This window comes from Kitasatospora sp. NPDC088346, assembly GCF_044740765.1.
Classification (GTDB): Bacteria; Actinomycetota; Actinomycetes; order Streptomycetales; family Streptomycetaceae; genus Kitasatospora.
Genome location: NZ_JBIURH010000064.1, coordinates 14,644 through 31,976, shown reverse-complemented (window position 1 = coordinate 31,976; position 17,333 = coordinate 14,644). Strand labels below are relative to the sequence as shown.

The following is a 17,333-nucleotide window of genomic DNA, read 5'->3' as shown; positions in this document are numbered from 1 at the left end:
GATTGGTGCTGGTCATCAGGGGTGGAACTCCTACTCGGGGCCCTCTCAGGCTAACCCGCCAAAGCGGGATGTCTCACCCAAGGCTGACAGAGAGGAACCGTCCGAAAATTGGTCCCGGATACCAGCCTGCGCCGGTGGGCGGGCCGTACCGTGGACGGGTCTGACGCCGAGGGTGGTGAACAGCCGCCGGATCCGAGCCACAACGGAGATGCGGTCGTGCGTCCTGGCCTGCTCGCCACGTCCCCAGCCTGCCGGTCTCCGCGCTGACCCTTCTCGGTCACCCGCTGCGAAGGTCTTGTCCGGAGCTGTTGTTCTGCGGATCCAGACGCGGTGTGCCGGCCTGCCCGCTCACCTGACGGGCTTCCTGCGGCTCCAGGCATACGAGGCCAGGGCCGGATCCGGGTTCGGAGAACCCGCACCCGGCCCCAATGCCGCTCAGTTAAGGGCATACCCGTGCACTATGGGCGGCTCGGTGATCAGGATCTGATAGTCGGCTCTGGTAGACGGACAGGGTTGGTCGCGGCGCTTGGGGGCGTATCTGGGAAGGCAGTACGTTCGAAATCGAATCGATGCTCATCCGCGCGCAGCTGGACCTCGCCCGCGGACACTGGGCACGCGCCCGCGAACGCCTCACCGCCCTCCTGGAGACCACCAGCCACGGATTCGTGCCCTGGCACCTGGTCGCCGCCGCCAACATGAGCCGCCTCGACCTCGCCGAAGCCGCACCCGTGCCCGCCTGGGAATGCCTGCAGCAGCCCTGCACCGGCTGCGCACCAAGGACAACTGGGTGTGGGCGGTGGACCTGGTGCCGAGTGCCGTGCAGGCGGCCCTCGCCTGCGACCTCCGGCAGGAGGCGGAGGAGCTACTCCGGGAGGTGCTCCAGGGAATCCAGGGCCGGGACGCCCCCGGGGCTCGGGCCGAAGCCTTTTGGCGCCCGTGGCATGCTCGCGCTGGCGGTCCCTACCGGCCCCGAGGCAGCCATCGAGCACTTGGAGCAGGCGCGCAGCCGCTTCGAGGACCTTGGGCGAGTCCACCAGGTGGCCCGCATCGCCGAGGACGCCGGTCATGCCTACCTTGTCGCCCACCCCGACAGCCCCGGCCGCGCGGCCCGCTCCTTCCAGGACGCCCTGAACACCTACACGCGCCTCGGCGCCGCAGCCGACCAGGCCCGCTGCCAGCAGACGCTGCGCGAACTGGGCCAGGAACGCCCCGTTCCCCGTGGCCGCCGTTCCCACGGCGAGGAACTCCCCGCGCGAACGGCAGGTCGCCGGGCTCCTCACCACCGGCGCCAGCAACCAGGACATCGCCCGCGCCTTGTCCCTGTCCGTCCCCACCGTCGAACACCACGTTGCCCGAACCCTCAAGAAACTCCACACCACCCGCCACGACCTCCACCACCCCACCCCCGCCTGACCGACACACCGCGCCACAGGCACAGGCACAGGCACAGGCACAGGCACAGGCACGGGCACGGGCACGGGCGGGACCGTGATGCGGCGGGCACGCGTCTCGGGCGAGAACCGGGGGCATGGCGTCGTCGCCTGCCTGGCCCGGGCACGGCCGAGCCGACGACCAAGATCGGCTGCCCCGCACGGACCCACTCGCGTTGCCGCTTGGTGAGGCGCTCTCAGCTCTTGACCTCGACCTGGGTCCAGGCCGGGTTGCCGAAGGAGTCGAAGGTGACGTTCTGGACGTTGGTGGAGTAGCCAGTGTTGGTCCGGTAGTACCAGAGCGGAATGGTCGGCATGTCCTGGGGAAGCACGGCCTCGGCCTTCTGGTAGCCGGTGGCGGAGTCCTGGATGTTGGCCGCCGCGTCCGCCTGGTCGGCCAGCTGGTCGAACTGTGGGTTGCTGTAGCCGAAGTCGTTGCCCGAAGCGCCTGTCCTGTAGAGGTCTGCGAGGAAGTTGGCGTTCAGCGGGTAGTCCTGGACCCAGCCGGTGCGGAAGGCTCCGTTGATCGTGTGCCCGGTGATCGCGTCGCGGGCGGTCTTGAAGTCGGTCTTCGGGTCGCCGACGCACTCCACCCCGGTGTTCTGCCGGATCGAGTTGCAGACCGCGTCCACCCACTCCTTGTGGCCGCCGTCGGCGTTGTAGGTGATCTTCAGGCTGTTGCCGGGCACGCCGCCGCCCTCGGTGATCAACTGCTTGGCCTTGGCCGGGTCGAAGTTGCAGAAGTCGCCGCAGGTGCCGGCCTTGTAGCCCTCGACGCCCTCGGCGACCCAGGCGGAGGCGGGCGAACGGGATCCCTGGAGCACGGTCTTGGTGATGGTGTTCCGGTCGATCGCCATCGACAGGCCCTGGCGGACCTTGGCGGTGTTCGCGCCCTGCCACTCCGGCTGGTACAGGGTGAAGCCGATCATCTGGATCGCGCCCTGCGGGGCGTCGATCGCCCGGTCGCCGAGGTCGCTCTTGTAGTTCGCCAGCGCGGAGGGCGGCACCTGGTCCAGCACGTCCAGGTTGTTGGATTGCAGGTCCGCGTAGGCGGCCTCGGCGGTGGTGTACATCTTGAAGACCACGCCGCCGTTCTTCGGCTTGTCCACACCGATGTAGCCCGGGTAGCTCTTGGTCACCACCTGGGTGTTGTGGTCCCAGCTGACGAACTGGTAGGGCCCGTTGCCCACCGGCTTCTGGCCGTACCCGGCCGGATCGTTGAAGAAGGCGTCCGGCAGCGGCGAGAAGGCGATGTACCCCAGCTTGTACGGGAAGTACGAGACCTTGCCGCTCAGTTTGATGGTGAAGTGGGTGTCGTCGGTCACCGTCAGGCCGGACATCGTGGTCGCGGTGCCCGCACCGCTCTCCGGGTGCACGTCCTGGTAGCCCTCGATGTCCGCGAACCAGGAGCTGTTGATCTGATTGTTCGCGGTGGTCGCCGCCCAGTTCCAGGCGTTCACGAAGTTCGCGGCCTTGACCGGCGTACCGTCGTGGAAGGTCCAGCCCGTCTTCAGCGTCACGTTGAAGGTCTGCGAGTCACTGGTGTCGATCGACTGGGCGACCTGCATCCGCAGCTGCGCGTTGTCGGGGTTGTAGTCGACCAGGCCCTTGAAGAGGTTCTGCAGGATGCGCCCGCCGCCGGCCTCGAGGGTGTTGGCGGGCTGCAGCGGGTTCTGCGGCTCGGTGCTCTGGTAGCTGAAGGTCTTGCTCGCGTCGGTCGAACCGCTGCTGCTGCTGCCGCCGCTGCTGCCGCAGCCGGTGGCCACCAGGGCCACGGACGTCGCACCGATGACGGCCAGGCGCACTCGGGTGGCTGCGGGCATGAGGCCTCCTCCTGGGGTTCCGGAGCACATCACACCCCATGAGAGTCGCCGGTGCGCGGCGGCGCGACCGCGGTACCGCCGAACGCGCTAAGACTCGGTCGACATGCCTTGGCCGGCTCGCCGACGTGAGGGGCGACGCGCCGGCCACATCGATCGTCGACGAACAGGCGATGTGATGCCGATCCGGGAAACCAGCCCAGGGGCAGTCTGCGGGGGATCCGGACTGGTCCGGCCAACTGGCCGCCCGCACTCAGGGGCGGTCGGATCACCAGGACCAGTCGAGGACCGCGGCACGCACGCCACGACGCGAGGCGACCCGAAGCCAAAGACCGGGCTCCCTTCGGGGTAGGTGTCGGGCGCTCCACGGTGCGGGTGGGGCGGTGCGGCTCGGGCTGGCCCGCCGCGGGGGTGCCGGATTCAGGTGGCGGTGGGGTGGTGGAGGTCGTGGCGGGTGGTGCGGAGTTTCTTGAGGGTGTGGGCGACGTGGTGTTCGACGGTGCGGACGGACAGGGACAGGGCACGAGCGATGTCCTGGTTGCTGGCGCCGGTGGTGAGGAGGTCGGCGACCTGCCGTTCGCGCGGGGAGAGCTCGTCGGCGTGGCTGCGGGGCCGCCGGGTTGCCGGGGGGCGATTGTCGCCCTCGCGCAGCATGTGCTGGCAGCGGGCCTGGTCGGCTGCGGCGCCGAGACGTGTGTAGGTGTTCAGGGCGTCCTGGAAGGAACGGGCCGCGCGGCCGGGGTCGTCGGGGTGGGCGGCGAGGTAGGCGTGACCGGTGTGCTCGGCGACCTGGGCGGCCTGGTGGACTCGCCCGAGGGCCTCGAAGCGGCTGCGCGCCTGCTCGAGAAGACCGATGGCTTCCTCGGGCGTGTTAGGGGTGGCGAGCAGGCCTTGGGACCACAGGGCTTCGGCCTGAACGCCGGGGGTGTCCCGGCCCTGGATTCCCTGGAGCACCTCCCGGAGTAGCTCCTCCGCCTCCTGCCGGAGGCCGCAGGCGAGGGCCGCCTGCACGGCACTCGGCACCAGGTCCACCGCCCATACCCAGTTGTCCTTGGTGCGCAGCCGGTGCAGGGCGGGCTGCAGGCATTCCCAGGCGGGCACGGGTGCGGCTTCGGCGAGGTCGAGGCGGCTCATGTTGGCGGCGGCGACCAGGTGCCAGGGCACGAATCCGTGGCTGGTGGTCTCCAGGAGGGCGGTGAGGCGTTCGCGGGCGCGTGCCCAGTGTCCGCGGGCGAGGTCCAGCTGCGCGCGGATGAGCATCGGCTCCACCTCGAACATGCCGCCTGCCTGGTCGGCTTCGGGGGCGATGGATTCGAGGCGTTCGTCCAGCCCGTCCCACAAGCCGTCGGCGAAGTCCAGGTTCAGCCGGATGCTCTCGCATCCCGCGGCCAGCTGTTGGTTGCGGGCCCGGGCCGCCAGCTCCACGGCCTCGTCCAGGAGGCTGCGGGCTCTGGGGTCGTCCGCCCGCCACATCGCCTCGTCCGCCGCGTTGTGCAGGGCCCGGCAGCACTGCCGCTGAACGCCGCGATTCTCGTCCAGACGGGGCAGTTGCTCCAGCAGTTGCCGTGCGGCGGGGTCGCCGAGGGTTTCGAGCAGGGTGATGCGGCTGGCCAGCACGGTGGCGTGGGCCAGGGGGTCGTCTGTGCGGGCCACGGTGTGCACGGCCCGCTCCATCCACGCGATGTCCTGTGCGACGGACGCCGAATCGGTGCCCGTGCCGAGGCCGGCCATGGCAGTCGCGGCGAGGTCCGGGCGGCTGTCCAGCTCCTCTATCGCCCGCTCCATCTCCCGCCAGTTCTTCGGCTCCGAGGAGTGGGTGAGCAGGGCCCGGGCGAGGTTGAGGCGGATCTCGCCGCGGACGGCGGTGGGGAGGGAGGGGTCCGCGACGATGGTGCGCAGGGCGGTGATGGTGGTGGTGAGTTCGAGGCGGTCGGCGGCGATGTGGGCGAGGGTGAGAGCGGTGGTGGTGCGTTGCTGGGTGGGGAGGGTGGGTTCGGCGAGGAGTTGTTGGAGGAGTTGGGTGGCGATGCCGTCGTCGCCGATGCGGGTGGCGTGGTCGGCTGCGGCCTGGGCGCGGGGGATCCAGGCGTGGGGGTCGCCGAGTTGGCGGGTGTGGTGAGCGATCTGAACCAGGGGTGGGTCGGGGCCGGTGTCGAGGGCGTCGATGGCGCGTTGGTGCAGTCGCCTGCGGCGGGGGCCGGGGATCTTCTCGTAGATGGCCTGGCGGGCCAGGACGTGCCGGAAGCCGTAGCGCCCGGGCAGGGTTTCCTCCAGGATGCTGGCGTCCAGGGCCTCGGTCAGTCCGGCTTCGGCGTCGTCCTCGTCCAGACGGGCGACGGCGGCGAGGAGCTCCTCGGTGGCGGGGACGGCGAGGACCGCGGCGGCCTGCACCGCCGCGACGGCCACCACATCCAACCCGGCCAGGCGGGCACCCACCGCCTCCTTCAGCGCTCGCGGCGCGGCGAGGCCCTCCACGACGTGAACGGACGGCTCGGCCGGGCGGCGGCTGGTGGCGGCGAGGGCGAGGAGGTCCTCCTCGGCGATCAGGGGCAGGCCTGCGCTGCGTTCGAACAGCTGGCGTCCCAGGGTGTGCGCGGCGGGCTTGCCGAGGACACCGGCCGCGAGCTGTTGGACCTGCGCCTGGTCGAGCGGGTGCAGGGATATGTCCTGTCCGCCGACGCCTGTGGGGCGGTAGTACGGGGAACCGAATACGGCCGTGCCGTGAGGGAGATCGCCGCGACGGTAGGTGACGATCAGACGCAGGTGCGGGGGAGGAGTGCGGGCCAGCAGGAGGAGCAGCTCGCGGGTGGCGTCGTCGGCCCAGTGGACGTCCTCGACCACCAGCACGGCCGGGCCGATCGCGGCCAGCACGTCGTGGACTGCCCGCATCAGCTGCTGCCCGCCGGCGCCCGCGGCCGCCTCGGTCGGCTCGGAAGCGAAACGGGCGGCGAGGATCCCGGACGCGGCCCCCAACTCCACGTCCGGCGGGATGCGGGTCAGTCCGTCGCGCAGGGCGTCCACGACCGGGCCGAACGGTGCCGGCTCACGCAGAGGGTGGCACCAGCCCCGTAGCACGGGGATGCCGTCGTCCGGGCCCAGAGCGGCGAGTGCTTCGCTGACCAGCCGGGACTTGCCGATCCCGGCCTCGCCCTCCACCAGGACGACCGCCGGCCCCGCCCCCAGAGCCGCCGCCAACGCACGCAGTTCCTCCCCACGGCCGACGAACGCCAACCCCGTACGACTGGCCGCCACAATTCACCACCGCCAAACCCGGCAGGACGGCCCCCAGACCCACACTCCTGCTCACGATAGGCCTGGCCACCGCCAGCCGCCCGCCCTCCCCGGCGAGACCCCGCAGAACCATCAGCGCCACGCACGACAAGCACGCACTGTGTCCCTCGACGCGGACGCCGTGTACCGGCCGGGCCCGCGCGTGTGGATCGGTGCTGACAGCCGCCTTCGCACGGCCGGGGATTGCCTCTTGACTCCCGAGCCTCGGGATTCCCACACTCTGCCTCCGGCATCTGCCGCAGCCCCTGTCGCGGAGGTCATGTCTCCGGGCGGCCGCGTGCCGCGCGCTGTCTGCCCGGGCGGCGCCGACGGCATTCGGGGAGACCGGTTCGACGCCGACACAGGCCGACCGGCACTGAGCGCACGGGCAGGGGGCTTCCGGGCGTTACAGAAGGCGACGGTGGGCACGGCTGCGCGTAGGTATGCCGGGCACGGATGTTCCACATCAGGCATAGCCATGAGCGCGGCATCGCCGCCGCTTCGCACTTCCCGGGCCTCCCGGACAGCTAGAGACAGAGGGGCTGGAAGGGAAATCCCTGAAGGGTCTTCGAAAGGATGCCGGCTGCCACCGGCATCCGCGGCCGCCGGGTTTCCCGTTTCGGGTCGATGCAGATATCCAGGGCCGGAATGGCTCCGCTCTCCTCGAGATGCAGTTCGTAAAACGGCGAACACGCCTACGGGCATGGCGCCGAAACCTGCTCTGGGCGCACCGCACCCTGCCCACAGGACAGCCTCCACGTTCGCCCAGGACGGGTCCCGGCCGTGCCTCCGCCGTGCCTCCGCCGTGCGGAGCGGCCTGCGGACGGGCCCGTCCACGGTCCGGCGAGCCCGTCGGCGGTGTCCTTGGCCCACTACCTACCCACTACCTACCGCACTGCGTAATCGCCACCCAGTCCCCCTTGTGTCAAATTCCAGAATTCCCCCAATCGCCCATCAGGATCGGTGTGATTCGTAACCGAAAAAGGGGCTCGAGTCGATGGTTCCAATGCCCGGTTTCGTGTCTTCTTGAAGAGAAGGCAGAACCGGAGTGAACCTCTCGGAATGGGTGAGGACCATGAACGCCAGCATCGAGTTCAGTGAAATCGGCGGCGTGACCGTGAATTCGGAATCCTTTCCTTCCGGCGCCACTCCCGGCCCTGCGAACCCGGCGCCCCGGACGTGCTCCGGCGAGGCGCCCGGCAGCTGGGAGCTGCCGCACCGCCCCGAGTCCGCCGGCGTCGCCCGACGCGTGACCTGCGCCGCGCTCGACGCGTGGGGCGTGGACGACAACGCGTCCGACCAGGTCCTGATGGTTGTCTCCGAACTGGTCACCAACGCGGTGGAACACGCTCTGCCGCCGGTCACCCTGCGTGTCGAGCGGCCCGCCGCCGACACCGTGCACATCGAGGTCGATGACGGAGGCCCCGCTGCGCAGGAGGGCTCGTGGGCGACCACGGGCGGACCTGAGGAGCACGGCCGCGGTGGCGTCATCGTCTCCGCGCTGTCGACCGCTCACGGCAGCCGGCCCCTGGCGCACGGAGCCACCCACTGGGCCGACGTCACTGCTGTCTGACCCTCGCGCCATCCACCGCGGTCCGCGCCCCCGTGGGCCCTTCCCGCCCGGCATCCCCGACCCTCAGGACACTCTCATGACCAGCCCCGGCAACTCCGTGATTCCCCAGCCCGCCGCCTACCTGCGATACCGCCCGCGCTTCTGCCCGCAGCCGCCCCGCCACGACGAGGACCTGCATCGCTTCGCCACCCGGCTGGGCCTGCCGGAACCGGTCCTCTACGTGGACGACGGCCCCCCGTCCGTCGGGATCCCGCCTCGTCTGCAGCAACTGGTCCGCGCCGTGGCGGACGGCTCCCACCGAGTCCTGCTCGTCCCCGGCCCCTGGGTCTTCTCCACCGACGACGAGAAGGCCCGCAGGATCGTCCGCGTGCTGACTCTCGCCGGCTGCAAACGCATCCTCACGCTCCCCGCGCCGCACTGGCGCCGGCGGCGCAGGCCCGTCATCCCCTACACCCCCGAACCGGTCTGGCGCCGCCGGGCCCAGTCCTGACCGGCCCGCGCCCGGGTACCCGGTTCCGCCCCCGTGCCCGACGGCCCTCCCCGGCAACGTCTGACACCCGAACATCAACCAGGCGGGGACGTGTGCCCCGGCCAGCCGGCCGTTCGGACCGGCGCGGCGGCCACCGTCATGTCGACCGGCCAGCCCCAGCAAGCACCGGTCGCACGGGCCCGCCGCGCACACCAGCCCCCGGCGCGGCGGCACCACGCAACACCAGCCACGGCCGCCGCAGGGCCCGGCAACCAGCTGCCCGCCCGCGACATTCGAACACCCACCCACCCACCCCGGCACGAAACGGTGAAGCACATGAACGTCAGCACAGATCCGGCATGGCCGACCTGGGTCGGCACCACAGTCGCCCTGGCCAACGGCCTCACCGGTACTGTCCGGATGGCACAACGCCGGTACGCGACCGACAGGCTCTGGGCCGTCGACACCCGCGGCACGATGCACGAGATCGGCCGCGACCACATTCCCCGCCCCCGAGACCCGCGGCAGCCGCGCCTGCCCACCGCACGCACGCCAAGGCCCCTCACCCGGGGTGCGCCGAGACCTGTGCCGACGTCCGCGGCACCGCGTCCTCGCACTCCGGACGGCACTGCCGCCTACCTGCGCTGCTACCCCTTCGACACCTGGGGGATGACCGCCCATCGGCACCTCGTGGAGGACTACGCCCACTACCTCGACCTCCCCACGCCCGCCCTGTACTTCGACAACGGCCGCCGCACGCGATGCCCTGAGTTCGACCGGCTCCTGCACTCCGTCACCACCGGACGGCACGGCATCGTCCTCATACCCGGCCCCTGGGTCTTCGCCCTGCACCCCGACGCCGCCGAGCAGCGCCGCAGGCTGCTCACCGACCGTGCCTGCCGCGTCGTCGAGCTCCCCCGGCCTCCCTGGTGAGCACCCCGCCCCCTTGGGGTGGGATCCGCGCCGGGATGCGCCGAGAGCGGCCGCCACCCTGCGCCCGCCGACGCCCGTGGCCGGTCCGGCAGGCACGGGGCGGCCGGAAGGTGGGTCCCGGCACAGCGTGCGGGCTGCCGACCGCCACGCGTCGCCGTCACCACAGCGCGCCCTCCCGAGTGCTGCCGGATCGGGCCCCGCCCGGCAGCACCCGGGCCCCCGCCGCCGCCCGGCGGCGGGCCGACAGCGCACCCCCGCGCACCCTCGGCTCGAGACGCCCCCGCGGCGGTCACCGCAACCTGGCGTGCCCGTGGTGCCGCAGGCCGTGGCATGGCCGCGTTCGGCGACGGCGCCACCACGCCGAGCCGACGCAGCCCCGATCGAGGAGAGCCCGGGCTCAGCCCGTGGCGGAGCCCGGACACGGGCACCCGGGCGGTACCGTGGCAGGGCTCGGATGCATCCGTCAGTACTGCTGGTACCGGTGTGACGCGCGAAGGTTGTGGTGCGGCCATGGCAAGTCCCTGGGAGGGCGATTCCCCTTCCGGCCGGGGCACGGGGTTCCCCTTCGTTGGGCGCAGGGAAGAGCTCCACCTGCTGGCACAAGCACTCGAACAAGGACCCGCGGTGATCCTGGTCGAGGGCGAGGCGGGTGTCGGCAAGTCCCGCCTGGTCCAGGAGGCCACCGAGCAGGCGGCCGCCGACGGCCTGACGGTGCTGCGAGGCTGCTGCCACCCGCTGCGCGAACCGCTCCCGTTCGGCCCCGTCATCGACGCCCTGCACGACGCTCATCCCCAGTTCGGGCACGACGTCGAACTGAGCCCCAGCGTCGCGGCACTGGCCCCCTACATCCCCGAACTCGCCACTCACCTGGCCCAGGACGCCCCGCACGCGCCGAGCGAGGCAGACGGGCCGGGGCAACCGCTGATGGGAGACGTCCAGGAAGTCCTGCGGGCCCTGAGCGACGTGATCCTGGTCGTGGAAGACGTCCAGTGGGCCGACACGGCGACCTGCGAACTGCTCCTCATGCTGGCCCGCAACCCCCCTCCCGGCCTGCGCCTGGTCCTCACCTACCGGGAGGGCGAACTGGCCGGGCGGGGCAGCGTGCTGGGCGCCCCCTACCGGCGCCCGGTGGGCGTCGGCGGGATCGAGCTGTCCCTTGCCCCGCTCGGCCCCGGCCAGGTCCGCGAACTGGCCGCCGCTGCGCTCGGCGAGAGCGCTGCGGCAGCCCTAGGCCGACAGCTGTTCGAACGCAGCGGCGGACTGCCCCTGGCCGCCGAGGAGGACCTGCTGGTCCTCGCCGGCCGCCTCCAGAGCGCCGACGGACACAACCCCGTGAAGGTAGGGGAGGCACTCGAAGGCCTCGGCGTACCGCGGGCCCTGCAGGAGGCGGTGAACGGACGCGTCGCACAGCTCCCACCCGCCGCCGCCGCCGTGGTCCAGGCTGCTGCCGTCCTGGCCGTCCCCGCCCCCGAAGAACTACTCGCGGCACTGGCAGCACTGGAAGAGGAACAGACCGAGGATGCCCTCGTGGATGCCCTCGAAGCGAACGTCCTGATCGAAACCACCCCCGGCAGATACGGCTTCCGGCACGCGCTGGCCCGCCAGGCCGTCTACGAGGAGATCCAAGGCCCCCGCCGCCGCCGACTGCACCGCCGCGCCATCGAGAAACTCGCCGGCCAGGAACTCCCCGCCCTCGTCCAGATCGCCCACCACACCCGCATGCTCGGCGACACCGCCGCATGGCTGCCCCGCGCCCTCGCCGCCGCCGACCACGCCGAAGCCGTCGGCGACGACGGCGTCACCGCCGACCTCCTGCAACAGATCCTCGCCGAACCCACCCTGCCCGCCGACCAACGCATCCGCACCGCCCTCGCCCTGAGCCGCATCGCCATGCGCCGCGTCAGCATCGACACCAGCGTCGCCGCCCTGCGCCACATCCTGGCGGACCCGGACCTGCCCACCGCCACCCGCGGAGAGATCCGCCTCAACCTCGGACGCATCCTCCTCAACCACGGCATGCCCGGAGCATCCGCCGAAATCGAGCAATCCGTCGACGAACTCACCGACGTCCCCGCACTCGCCGCCATCGCCATGGCCACCGCCGGCATGGGCAACCGCAGCGACACCTCCACCACCCAGGACACCCAGTGGATGGACCGCGCGGTACACACAGCCGCCGAAAGCGGCGACGCCGTAGCCCAGGCAACCGTCGAAGCCAGCCGCATCACACTCCTCGCCGCCAGAGGCGAACCCCTCGCCCAGCAACTCCTGGACCGGCTACCACGCCACGACCCCGACCCGGACATCCTGCGCCAAAGCGCCCGCGCACTGAGCAACGCCGCCGAATCAGCCTTCTGGCGCGGCCGCGACGACGACGCCCGCACCCTGCTCGAGGAAGCCGAGGAACTGGCCCGCCACACCAAATTCCAATGGCTCCAAGTCAGATGCGACGTCATCCGCCTCGAACTCGACTTCGCCCACGGCCACTGGACAGGCCTGGAAGAACGGATCGAAGCCCACGCCCCCCAAGCCGCCGAGGACAGCTCCCTCCAAGTCGAACCACAAACACTGCTCGCCCTCCTCGACGTCGCACACGGCCAGTGGACCCGCGCCCGCGAACGGATCGGGAACCCCATGACCTACCTCAACATGGAGGAATGCTCCCTCGCCTGCACCGCAGCCCTCGCCCGCATCAACCTGGCCGAAGGCGAACCACAAGCCGCCTGGACCACCCTGCAACCCGCACTGGAAACCATCCGCAACCAACACACCTGGGTATGGACCACCGACACCCTCCCCACCGCCGTCCAAGCAGCACTCGCCTGCCAACTGCGCACCGACGCCGAACACCTCATCGAGGAGGCCGAGCAAGGCATCGAGGGCCTGGACGCGCCCGCGGCCCGGGCGGAGATCCTCTGGGGCCGGGGCCTGCTCGCCGCCGACACCCGGCCTACGGACGCGATCGAACACCTGGAACAGGCCCGCACCGTGTTCCGCGGCCTCGGGCGCGCACACCGCGCCGCCCGCATCACCGAGCAGGTCGGCCGGCTCCTCCTGGCCACCGACCCCGCCCGCGCCACCCGCCGCCTGCAGGAGGCGCTGGACGTCTTCACACGCCTGGGCGCGACCGCGGACGCCGCGCAGTGCCGCAGGACCCTACGCGGCGCCGGCCAGGAACCCCCCACACCGCGCAGACGCGCCGACTACGGTGCGGATCTGTCCCCGCGCGAACGGCAGGTCGCTGAACTCCTCTCCGCCGGCGCGAGCAACCAGGACATCGCCCACGCCCTCGCCCTGTCCCCGCGCACCGTCGAGCACCACGTCGCCAACGTCCTGAGGAAACTCGCCGTCACACGCGACCACGTCCGCGACGCCCTCCCGTAGCCCGCGCCCTCGCTGCCACAGGGCCGGGGACCTGACTTCCCGGGCCGCCGTGTCCGACCCCGCCGACGGGTCTACCAGGCGTCTTTCGGTGTACGCCAGGCTGACCCAGGTGTTGATCTTGCTGGGGTGCGTGGGCCGGTTTGGTGACGCCCATCGAAGGCGTTCAGAGCGCCGAGCCAGCAGTTGCTCCAGCGTTGCCACCCGCGTCCGGCGGGTTGAGGGCGAGGGTGGCGACGCATAGCGACCCGGGGTTCCCGCTGGTGGACGTCTCGCTGGGCTATGGCCAGTCCGGCCGCCCGCTGGCCCCGTGTCGTCGTCTCTGGGGTATTCGCGGATGATCACTGCCCTGACGCTGTGACCTTGTGGCAGACGGGCGACCTGATCGACGGCCGCTGGCCCCTGCTCGCCGACGATCGCAAGCGGTTCCAAAATGCTGCTCTGGGACTGCCCCCAGCGTCGACCGGTTGCGCCCAGGACACAGAGGTTGAGGCCAGGGCTATGCTAAACATTAGACGTCCGACGAGAGGCCCCGCACGTGCCAGTGACCGACGAGGCAATCGACAAGATCAAGGCGATGATCGTCAACGGCGAATTGCTTCCGGGAACACGGCTCCCCAAGGAGGCCGACCTCGCCGAGCGGCTTGGTCTGTCCCGCAGCTCGTTGCGCGAGGCCGTGAAGGCACTCTCGCTCATCCGTGTGCTCGACGTCCGGCAGGGTGACGGCACCTACGTAACCAGCCTGGCGCCGAACCTGCTGCTGGACGCTCTAGGGTTCGTGGTCGAGTTTCACCAGGATGACACGGTAATGCAGTTCCTGGAGGTGCGGCGGATCCTGGAACCCGCCGCGACCGCGATGGCCGCCCGACTGATGTCGGACGACGAGGTGGCAGAGCTGGGCGCCATCCTCGACCGGCTCGGCGACGAACCCACCCTGGACGAACTGATCGCCAACGACCTGGAGTTCCACCAGCGGATCGCGGCGGGCTCCGGCAACACCGTACTCTGCTCGCTGCTCGACGGGATCTCCGCTCCGACCACCCGGGCGCGGATCTGGCGCGGCGTCACCGAGGCGGGCGCTGTCGACCAGACCCGCCAGCAACACCAGGCCATCCTCAATGCGATCGCGGCTCATCGATCGGACCTGGCTGCCTCCTGGGCGGAGATTCACGTCGCAGGAGTCGAGGACTGGTTGCGCGGCACCCTGGGTACGGCGGAATCGATCCTCTTTCCGACGCCGTAGCGGATACCTGCGCGCCCCTGACTTACCAGCCCTGTCAGCTCTGCCCACCTCGGCCTGGCCAGTTTGTGTCAGATTGGGGACGTAGACGTTCCGTCCGGGCCCGCACCACGCTCCGAGTGGCTGTTGGACCTTGCGGTGAAAGTCAGGCGAGATGCGGTTGGCCCCGACCATCGTCCGGTCGTCCTCGCCGGTATTGCCGAGCACGGCGGTCAACCCGTGCTCGGGGGGACTCCACGCCCAGCGCGAGATGGGATAGAACGGATTGGCCAGGGTGGTCACCAAACTGATCAGCCCGGTACTGACCCCGTGGCATAGGCTGCGGGCCACCTCGTTGCGGCGGTACCCGCTCCTCCACGGCGGCCAGGATCTTCCCCCGGGCCGAGGGGGACACGGTCACGTCGTCGCGCACCGCCCGGGAAACGGTTCGAGCTCACACCCACACGCGCTGCGACGTCACTCATCGTTGACGGGTTACCCGGGACCGCAATCGCCATCTGCTCCCCGCGTTCGTGATCCGGACGTCCGACTGCCGCGGCGTGGCTGTCCTACGGTCCGCTGCCAGCGGTCGGGGCAGGCTGGCCGGCCTCGGCGGCCCAGAGCGCGGCGCCAATCAGCGGCGCCGCGTCGGGAAGCCGCGCGGGCGTCACGGCCAGGCGCGCGAGCACGCGGGGGTGCAGCGTGTCGAGGCCGTCGTAGAACGGTTCGGCGAGCAGATCCCAGGACGCCGCCATGGAGCCACCGACGACGAGGACGGAAGCGTCGAAGCGGTGCAGCCACGGGGCCAGGCAGATGCCCAGGGCGCGCAGCGCGTCGGCGAGGACTTGTTTGGCGGCCAGGTCGCCGACACGGGCCCGGTCCGCGATCTCGCGCACGTCGACAGGTGGGTCCGCCGGTCGCGCGGCCGCGTAGGCGGCGCGGATCGCCCGTCGGGAGACCGTCTCCTCCAGGGGCTTGCCGTCGTAGGTCAGCAGGTTCACGCAGCCCTCGGGCGGGACGTCGGGTGCTCCGTCGACGATGGCTCCGTCGGCCAGGAACGCCGAGCCCACACCGGTGCCCAGCGTGATCCCGACAGCGCGGTCGTGACCCCGCGCGGCACCAGCCCACCATTCGCCGAGGAGGAACGCGTCGGCGTCATTAAGGAAACAGATCGAGTCGGGAGCGGGCAGAGCCCCGGTCAGGGTGCGGCGCACGTCCACCCCGTGCAGCGCCTCGAACTTACCAACGTCCTGGAACAGGGCGACACCGGACGCGTAGTCAAACGGTCCCGGGGTCGCCACCGCCCACCGGACACCGGGCAGGGCGTGCAGACTCCGGGCACAGCGCACGATTGTGCCGAGGATGTCCTGGGCGGTGCCCTCCGGTCGCAGCGACCGGCGGGTCAGCGATCCGGCGGTGAGTCTGCGGGTGTCCAGGTCCACGAAGGCGGCGCTCACGTGGGTGCCACCGATCTCCAGGACGGGCGCGATGCGGGCGTTCACCGAACTACCGCCTTCACCACCTGGGTACGGCCTGTCCCGGCACGGCGCAGCGTGTACGCGCCCACCTCGGCGGGGACGGTCAAGGTCTCGGCGAAGGCAAGGGTGCACCGGTGCCCGCCCGAGGTCTCCAGAACGACACCGTCGCCGTCGACCACGTTGAGCATGTGGAACCGTCCGGCGGTGTCGTCGGTGGCGGCCCTGTCGGAGTCGAGCACGAAACGGCGTACCTCGTAGAACATCTCTGGTAGGTCGCCGATCATCTCCTCGCGCCAGCCGTCGCCAGTGCGCAGGGTGCGGGGTTGTTGCACGAGGTCGTTGCGGACCTGGATGCCGACGCGGTCGCGGTCGAGGTTGTTGAAGGCGTGGTCGATGTGCACGGGGCGGTCGTTGCCGTTGTCATCGCGACGTAGCCAGTCGTAGAAGCGCAGGCTGTACAGGTAGGGAGTGGCGCTGACCTCCAGGACCACGTTGCCCTTGCCACTGGCGTGAGGGGTACCCGCCGGGATGAGGAACAGCTGGTGCGCGTCGGCGGGGAACGTCTGCACGTGTTGTTCGACGTCGAAGGGCTGCCGGTGGTTGTCGGCGGCGAGTGCCTGGTCCCGGAAGTCGGAGACGTCGGCGTCATGCAGTCCCAGGTATACCTTGCAGCCGGGGCCGCCGACCATGACGTAGTAGGTCTCGTGCTGGGGGTACGGCCAGCCGAAGACCTCCCTCATGTACTCCTCCCGGGGGTGGCAGTGCAACGACAGGTTGCCGCCGTCGACGGTATCGAGAAAGTCGAAGCGGATCGGGAAAGAGGTGCCGAACTCAGCGTGCACCCGCTCGCCGAGCACCCGGACGGGGTGCAGTGCGACGAGGAGCTGGAAAGGGACCTCGATCTTCGGGTGGCCACGTTCGCCGATCAGCACGCCGCTCTCGGGGGCGATCAGCTCGTACCCGATGGCGGTGTTGCGAGCTTCCGGGTTGAAGCCGAGTTCGCGTTGCGCCCAGTGCCCACCCCAGGAGGTGGAATTGAACGTGGGCCGGGTGCGAATCGGACGCCCCGAAAGGTCGGCGAGGGTGCGCCGCAGCGCCTCGCCGTCAAGCCAGGTGACCACGTCCTCCTGCGTGTCGAGCCACAGCGCGACGCGGGGGGCGATCGCGTCGCGGTGGCGGTCCAGCAGCGGCCAGTCGATGTAGAACAACCGCCGGGTCGTCCCGGGCCCGGCATGGTGGGGCTGGCCGAGATTACGTCCCGTCCCGGCGGTGATGGCCGCTTCGGCGTGGCGCTTGGGCAGGTCGGCGTACCAGAGCACATCGTGGTCGACGAGCGCCGCACCGGGCCCATAGACGACCAGCATGGCGCCAGCAGTCGGCGGCTGCACCCAGGGCAGGTCAGCGAAGAAGTCCGCCAGGTCACCGGTCGCCCTGGTAGCGAAGTCAGGATCCTCGGCCAGAAACCCCTGCTCCGCACGGGCGAGAAGTTCCCCCCACGGGACGAAGAACTGGCGTGTGTCCAGCCGCAGCACCTTCAACTCCCCGTCGTCCAGCGCGGTGGCCAGCCCGTCGACGACGGCCTCCCAGTCCAGTGCCGCAGGGCCGTCGATGGCCAGGACGCGGCTGCCTGTCGGCAGCGTGGCAGCGGCGGCGCACCAGCCGGAGCCGACGGCACCGACCATGGGTGGATAGCAGGGGTTGAGGTTGTACGGGTGGGCGACGGGGGTGTCGAACATGATCTCTCCTACGGATGTGATTTC

The 17,333-nt window shown here is 70.8% G+C and carries 10 protein-coding genes; 6 read left to right on the top strand and 4 right to left on the bottom strand.

Annotated elements, in window-relative coordinates; translation table 11 throughout:
- The first annotated feature begins 1,218 nt into the window (after positions 1-1,218).
- A complete protein-coding gene (locus ACIOFR_RS37935; protein ID WP_401004725.1) occupies positions 1,219-1,413 on the top strand; it encodes a response regulator transcription factor in 195 nt (64 codons plus the stop codon).
- A gap of 214 nt (positions 1,414-1,627) precedes the next feature.
- Here the strand turns inward: ACIOFR_RS37935 and ACIOFR_RS37930 are convergent, their stop codons facing one another.
- Together ACIOFR_RS37930 and ACIOFR_RS37925 are read right to left on the bottom strand one after the other, a co-directional pair.
- Positions 1,628-3,253, bottom strand: coding sequence for an ABC transporter substrate-binding protein (locus tag ACIOFR_RS37930; RefSeq protein ID WP_401004723.1), 1,626 nt, complete (start codon positions 3,251-3,253; stop codon positions 1,628-1,630).
- 417 nt (positions 3,254-3,670) lie between these two features.
- Complete coding sequence (locus ACIOFR_RS37925; protein ID WP_401004721.1) at positions 3,671-6,502, bottom strand: ATP-binding protein; 2,832 nt, start codon at positions 6,500-6,502, stop codon at positions 3,671-3,673.
- Between the two features lie 1,093 nt (positions 6,503-7,595).
- Between ACIOFR_RS37925 and ACIOFR_RS37920 the strand changes: the two genes are divergently transcribed.
- The 5 genes from ACIOFR_RS37920 to ACIOFR_RS37900 all read left to right on the top strand — a co-directional run bounded on the left by ACIOFR_RS37920 (position 7,596) and on the right by ACIOFR_RS37900 (position 14,119).
- Positions 7,596-8,093, top strand: coding sequence for an ATP-binding protein (locus tag ACIOFR_RS37920; protein WP_401004720.1), 498 nt, complete (start codon positions 7,596-7,598; stop codon positions 8,091-8,093).
- Positions 8,094-8,169: 76 nt separating this feature from the next.
- Complete coding sequence (locus ACIOFR_RS37915) at positions 8,170-8,583, top strand: hypothetical protein (protein WP_401004718.1); 414 nt, start codon at positions 8,170-8,172, stop codon at positions 8,581-8,583.
- Positions 8,584-8,898: 315 nt separating this feature from the next.
- The gene (locus ACIOFR_RS37910) at positions 8,899-9,495 is read left to right on the top strand and encodes a hypothetical protein (protein WP_401004716.1); all 597 of its coding nucleotides are present in this window, start codon (positions 8,899-8,901) and stop codon (positions 9,493-9,495) included.
- A 330-nt stretch (positions 9,496-9,825) separates the two neighbouring features.
- Positions 9,826-12,879: an ATP-binding protein gene (locus ACIOFR_RS37905; RefSeq protein ID WP_401004715.1), complete on the top strand. Its 3,054-nt coding sequence runs from the start codon at positions 9,826-9,828 to the stop codon at positions 12,877-12,879.
- A 535-nt stretch (positions 12,880-13,414) separates the two neighbouring features.
- On the top strand, positions 13,415-14,119 hold the full coding sequence (locus tag ACIOFR_RS37900; protein ID WP_401004713.1) for a FadR/GntR family transcriptional regulator: 705 nt from the start codon (positions 13,415-13,417) through the stop codon (positions 14,117-14,119).
- 545 nt (positions 14,120-14,664) lie between these two features.
- Here the strand turns inward: ACIOFR_RS37900 and ACIOFR_RS37895 are convergent.
- Positions 14,665-15,597 carry an ROK family protein gene (locus tag ACIOFR_RS37895; protein ID WP_401004711.1) on the bottom strand — a complete coding sequence of 311 codons (933 nt, stop codon included), beginning with the start codon at positions 15,595-15,597 and terminating at the stop codon, positions 14,665-14,667.
- Positions 15,594-17,309 (bottom strand): hypothetical protein, encoded by a 1,716-nt coding sequence (locus tag ACIOFR_RS37890; protein WP_401004709.1) that lies wholly within the window; start codon positions 17,307-17,309, stop codon positions 15,594-15,596. The genes ACIOFR_RS37895 and ACIOFR_RS37890 overlap by 4 nt, the downstream gene beginning before the upstream one ends.
- Between the last annotated feature and the right edge of the window lie 24 nt (positions 17,310-17,333).

Coding starts and splice junctions, on each gene's coding strand:
- ACIOFR_RS37930 (WP_401004723.1), bottom strand. CDS start 3,253: ATGCCCGCAGCCACCCGAGTGCGCCTGGCCGTCATCGGTGCGACGTCC.
- ACIOFR_RS37920 (WP_401004720.1), top strand. CDS start 7,596: ATGAACGCCAGCATCGAGTTCAGTGAAATCGGCGGCGTGACCGTGAAT.
- ACIOFR_RS37915 (WP_401004718.1), top strand. CDS start 8,170: ATGACCAGCCCCGGCAACTCCGTGATTCCCCAGCCCGCCGCCTACCTG.
- ACIOFR_RS37910 (WP_401004716.1), top strand. CDS start 8,899: ATGAACGTCAGCACAGATCCGGCATGGCCGACCTGGGTCGGCACCACA.
- ACIOFR_RS37905 (WP_401004715.1), top strand. CDS start 9,826: ATGGCCGCGTTCGGCGACGGCGCCACCACGCCGAGCCGACGCAGCCCC.
- ACIOFR_RS37890 (WP_401004709.1), bottom strand. CDS start 17,309: ATGTTCGACACCCCCGTCGCCCACCCGTACAACCTCAACCCCTGCTAT.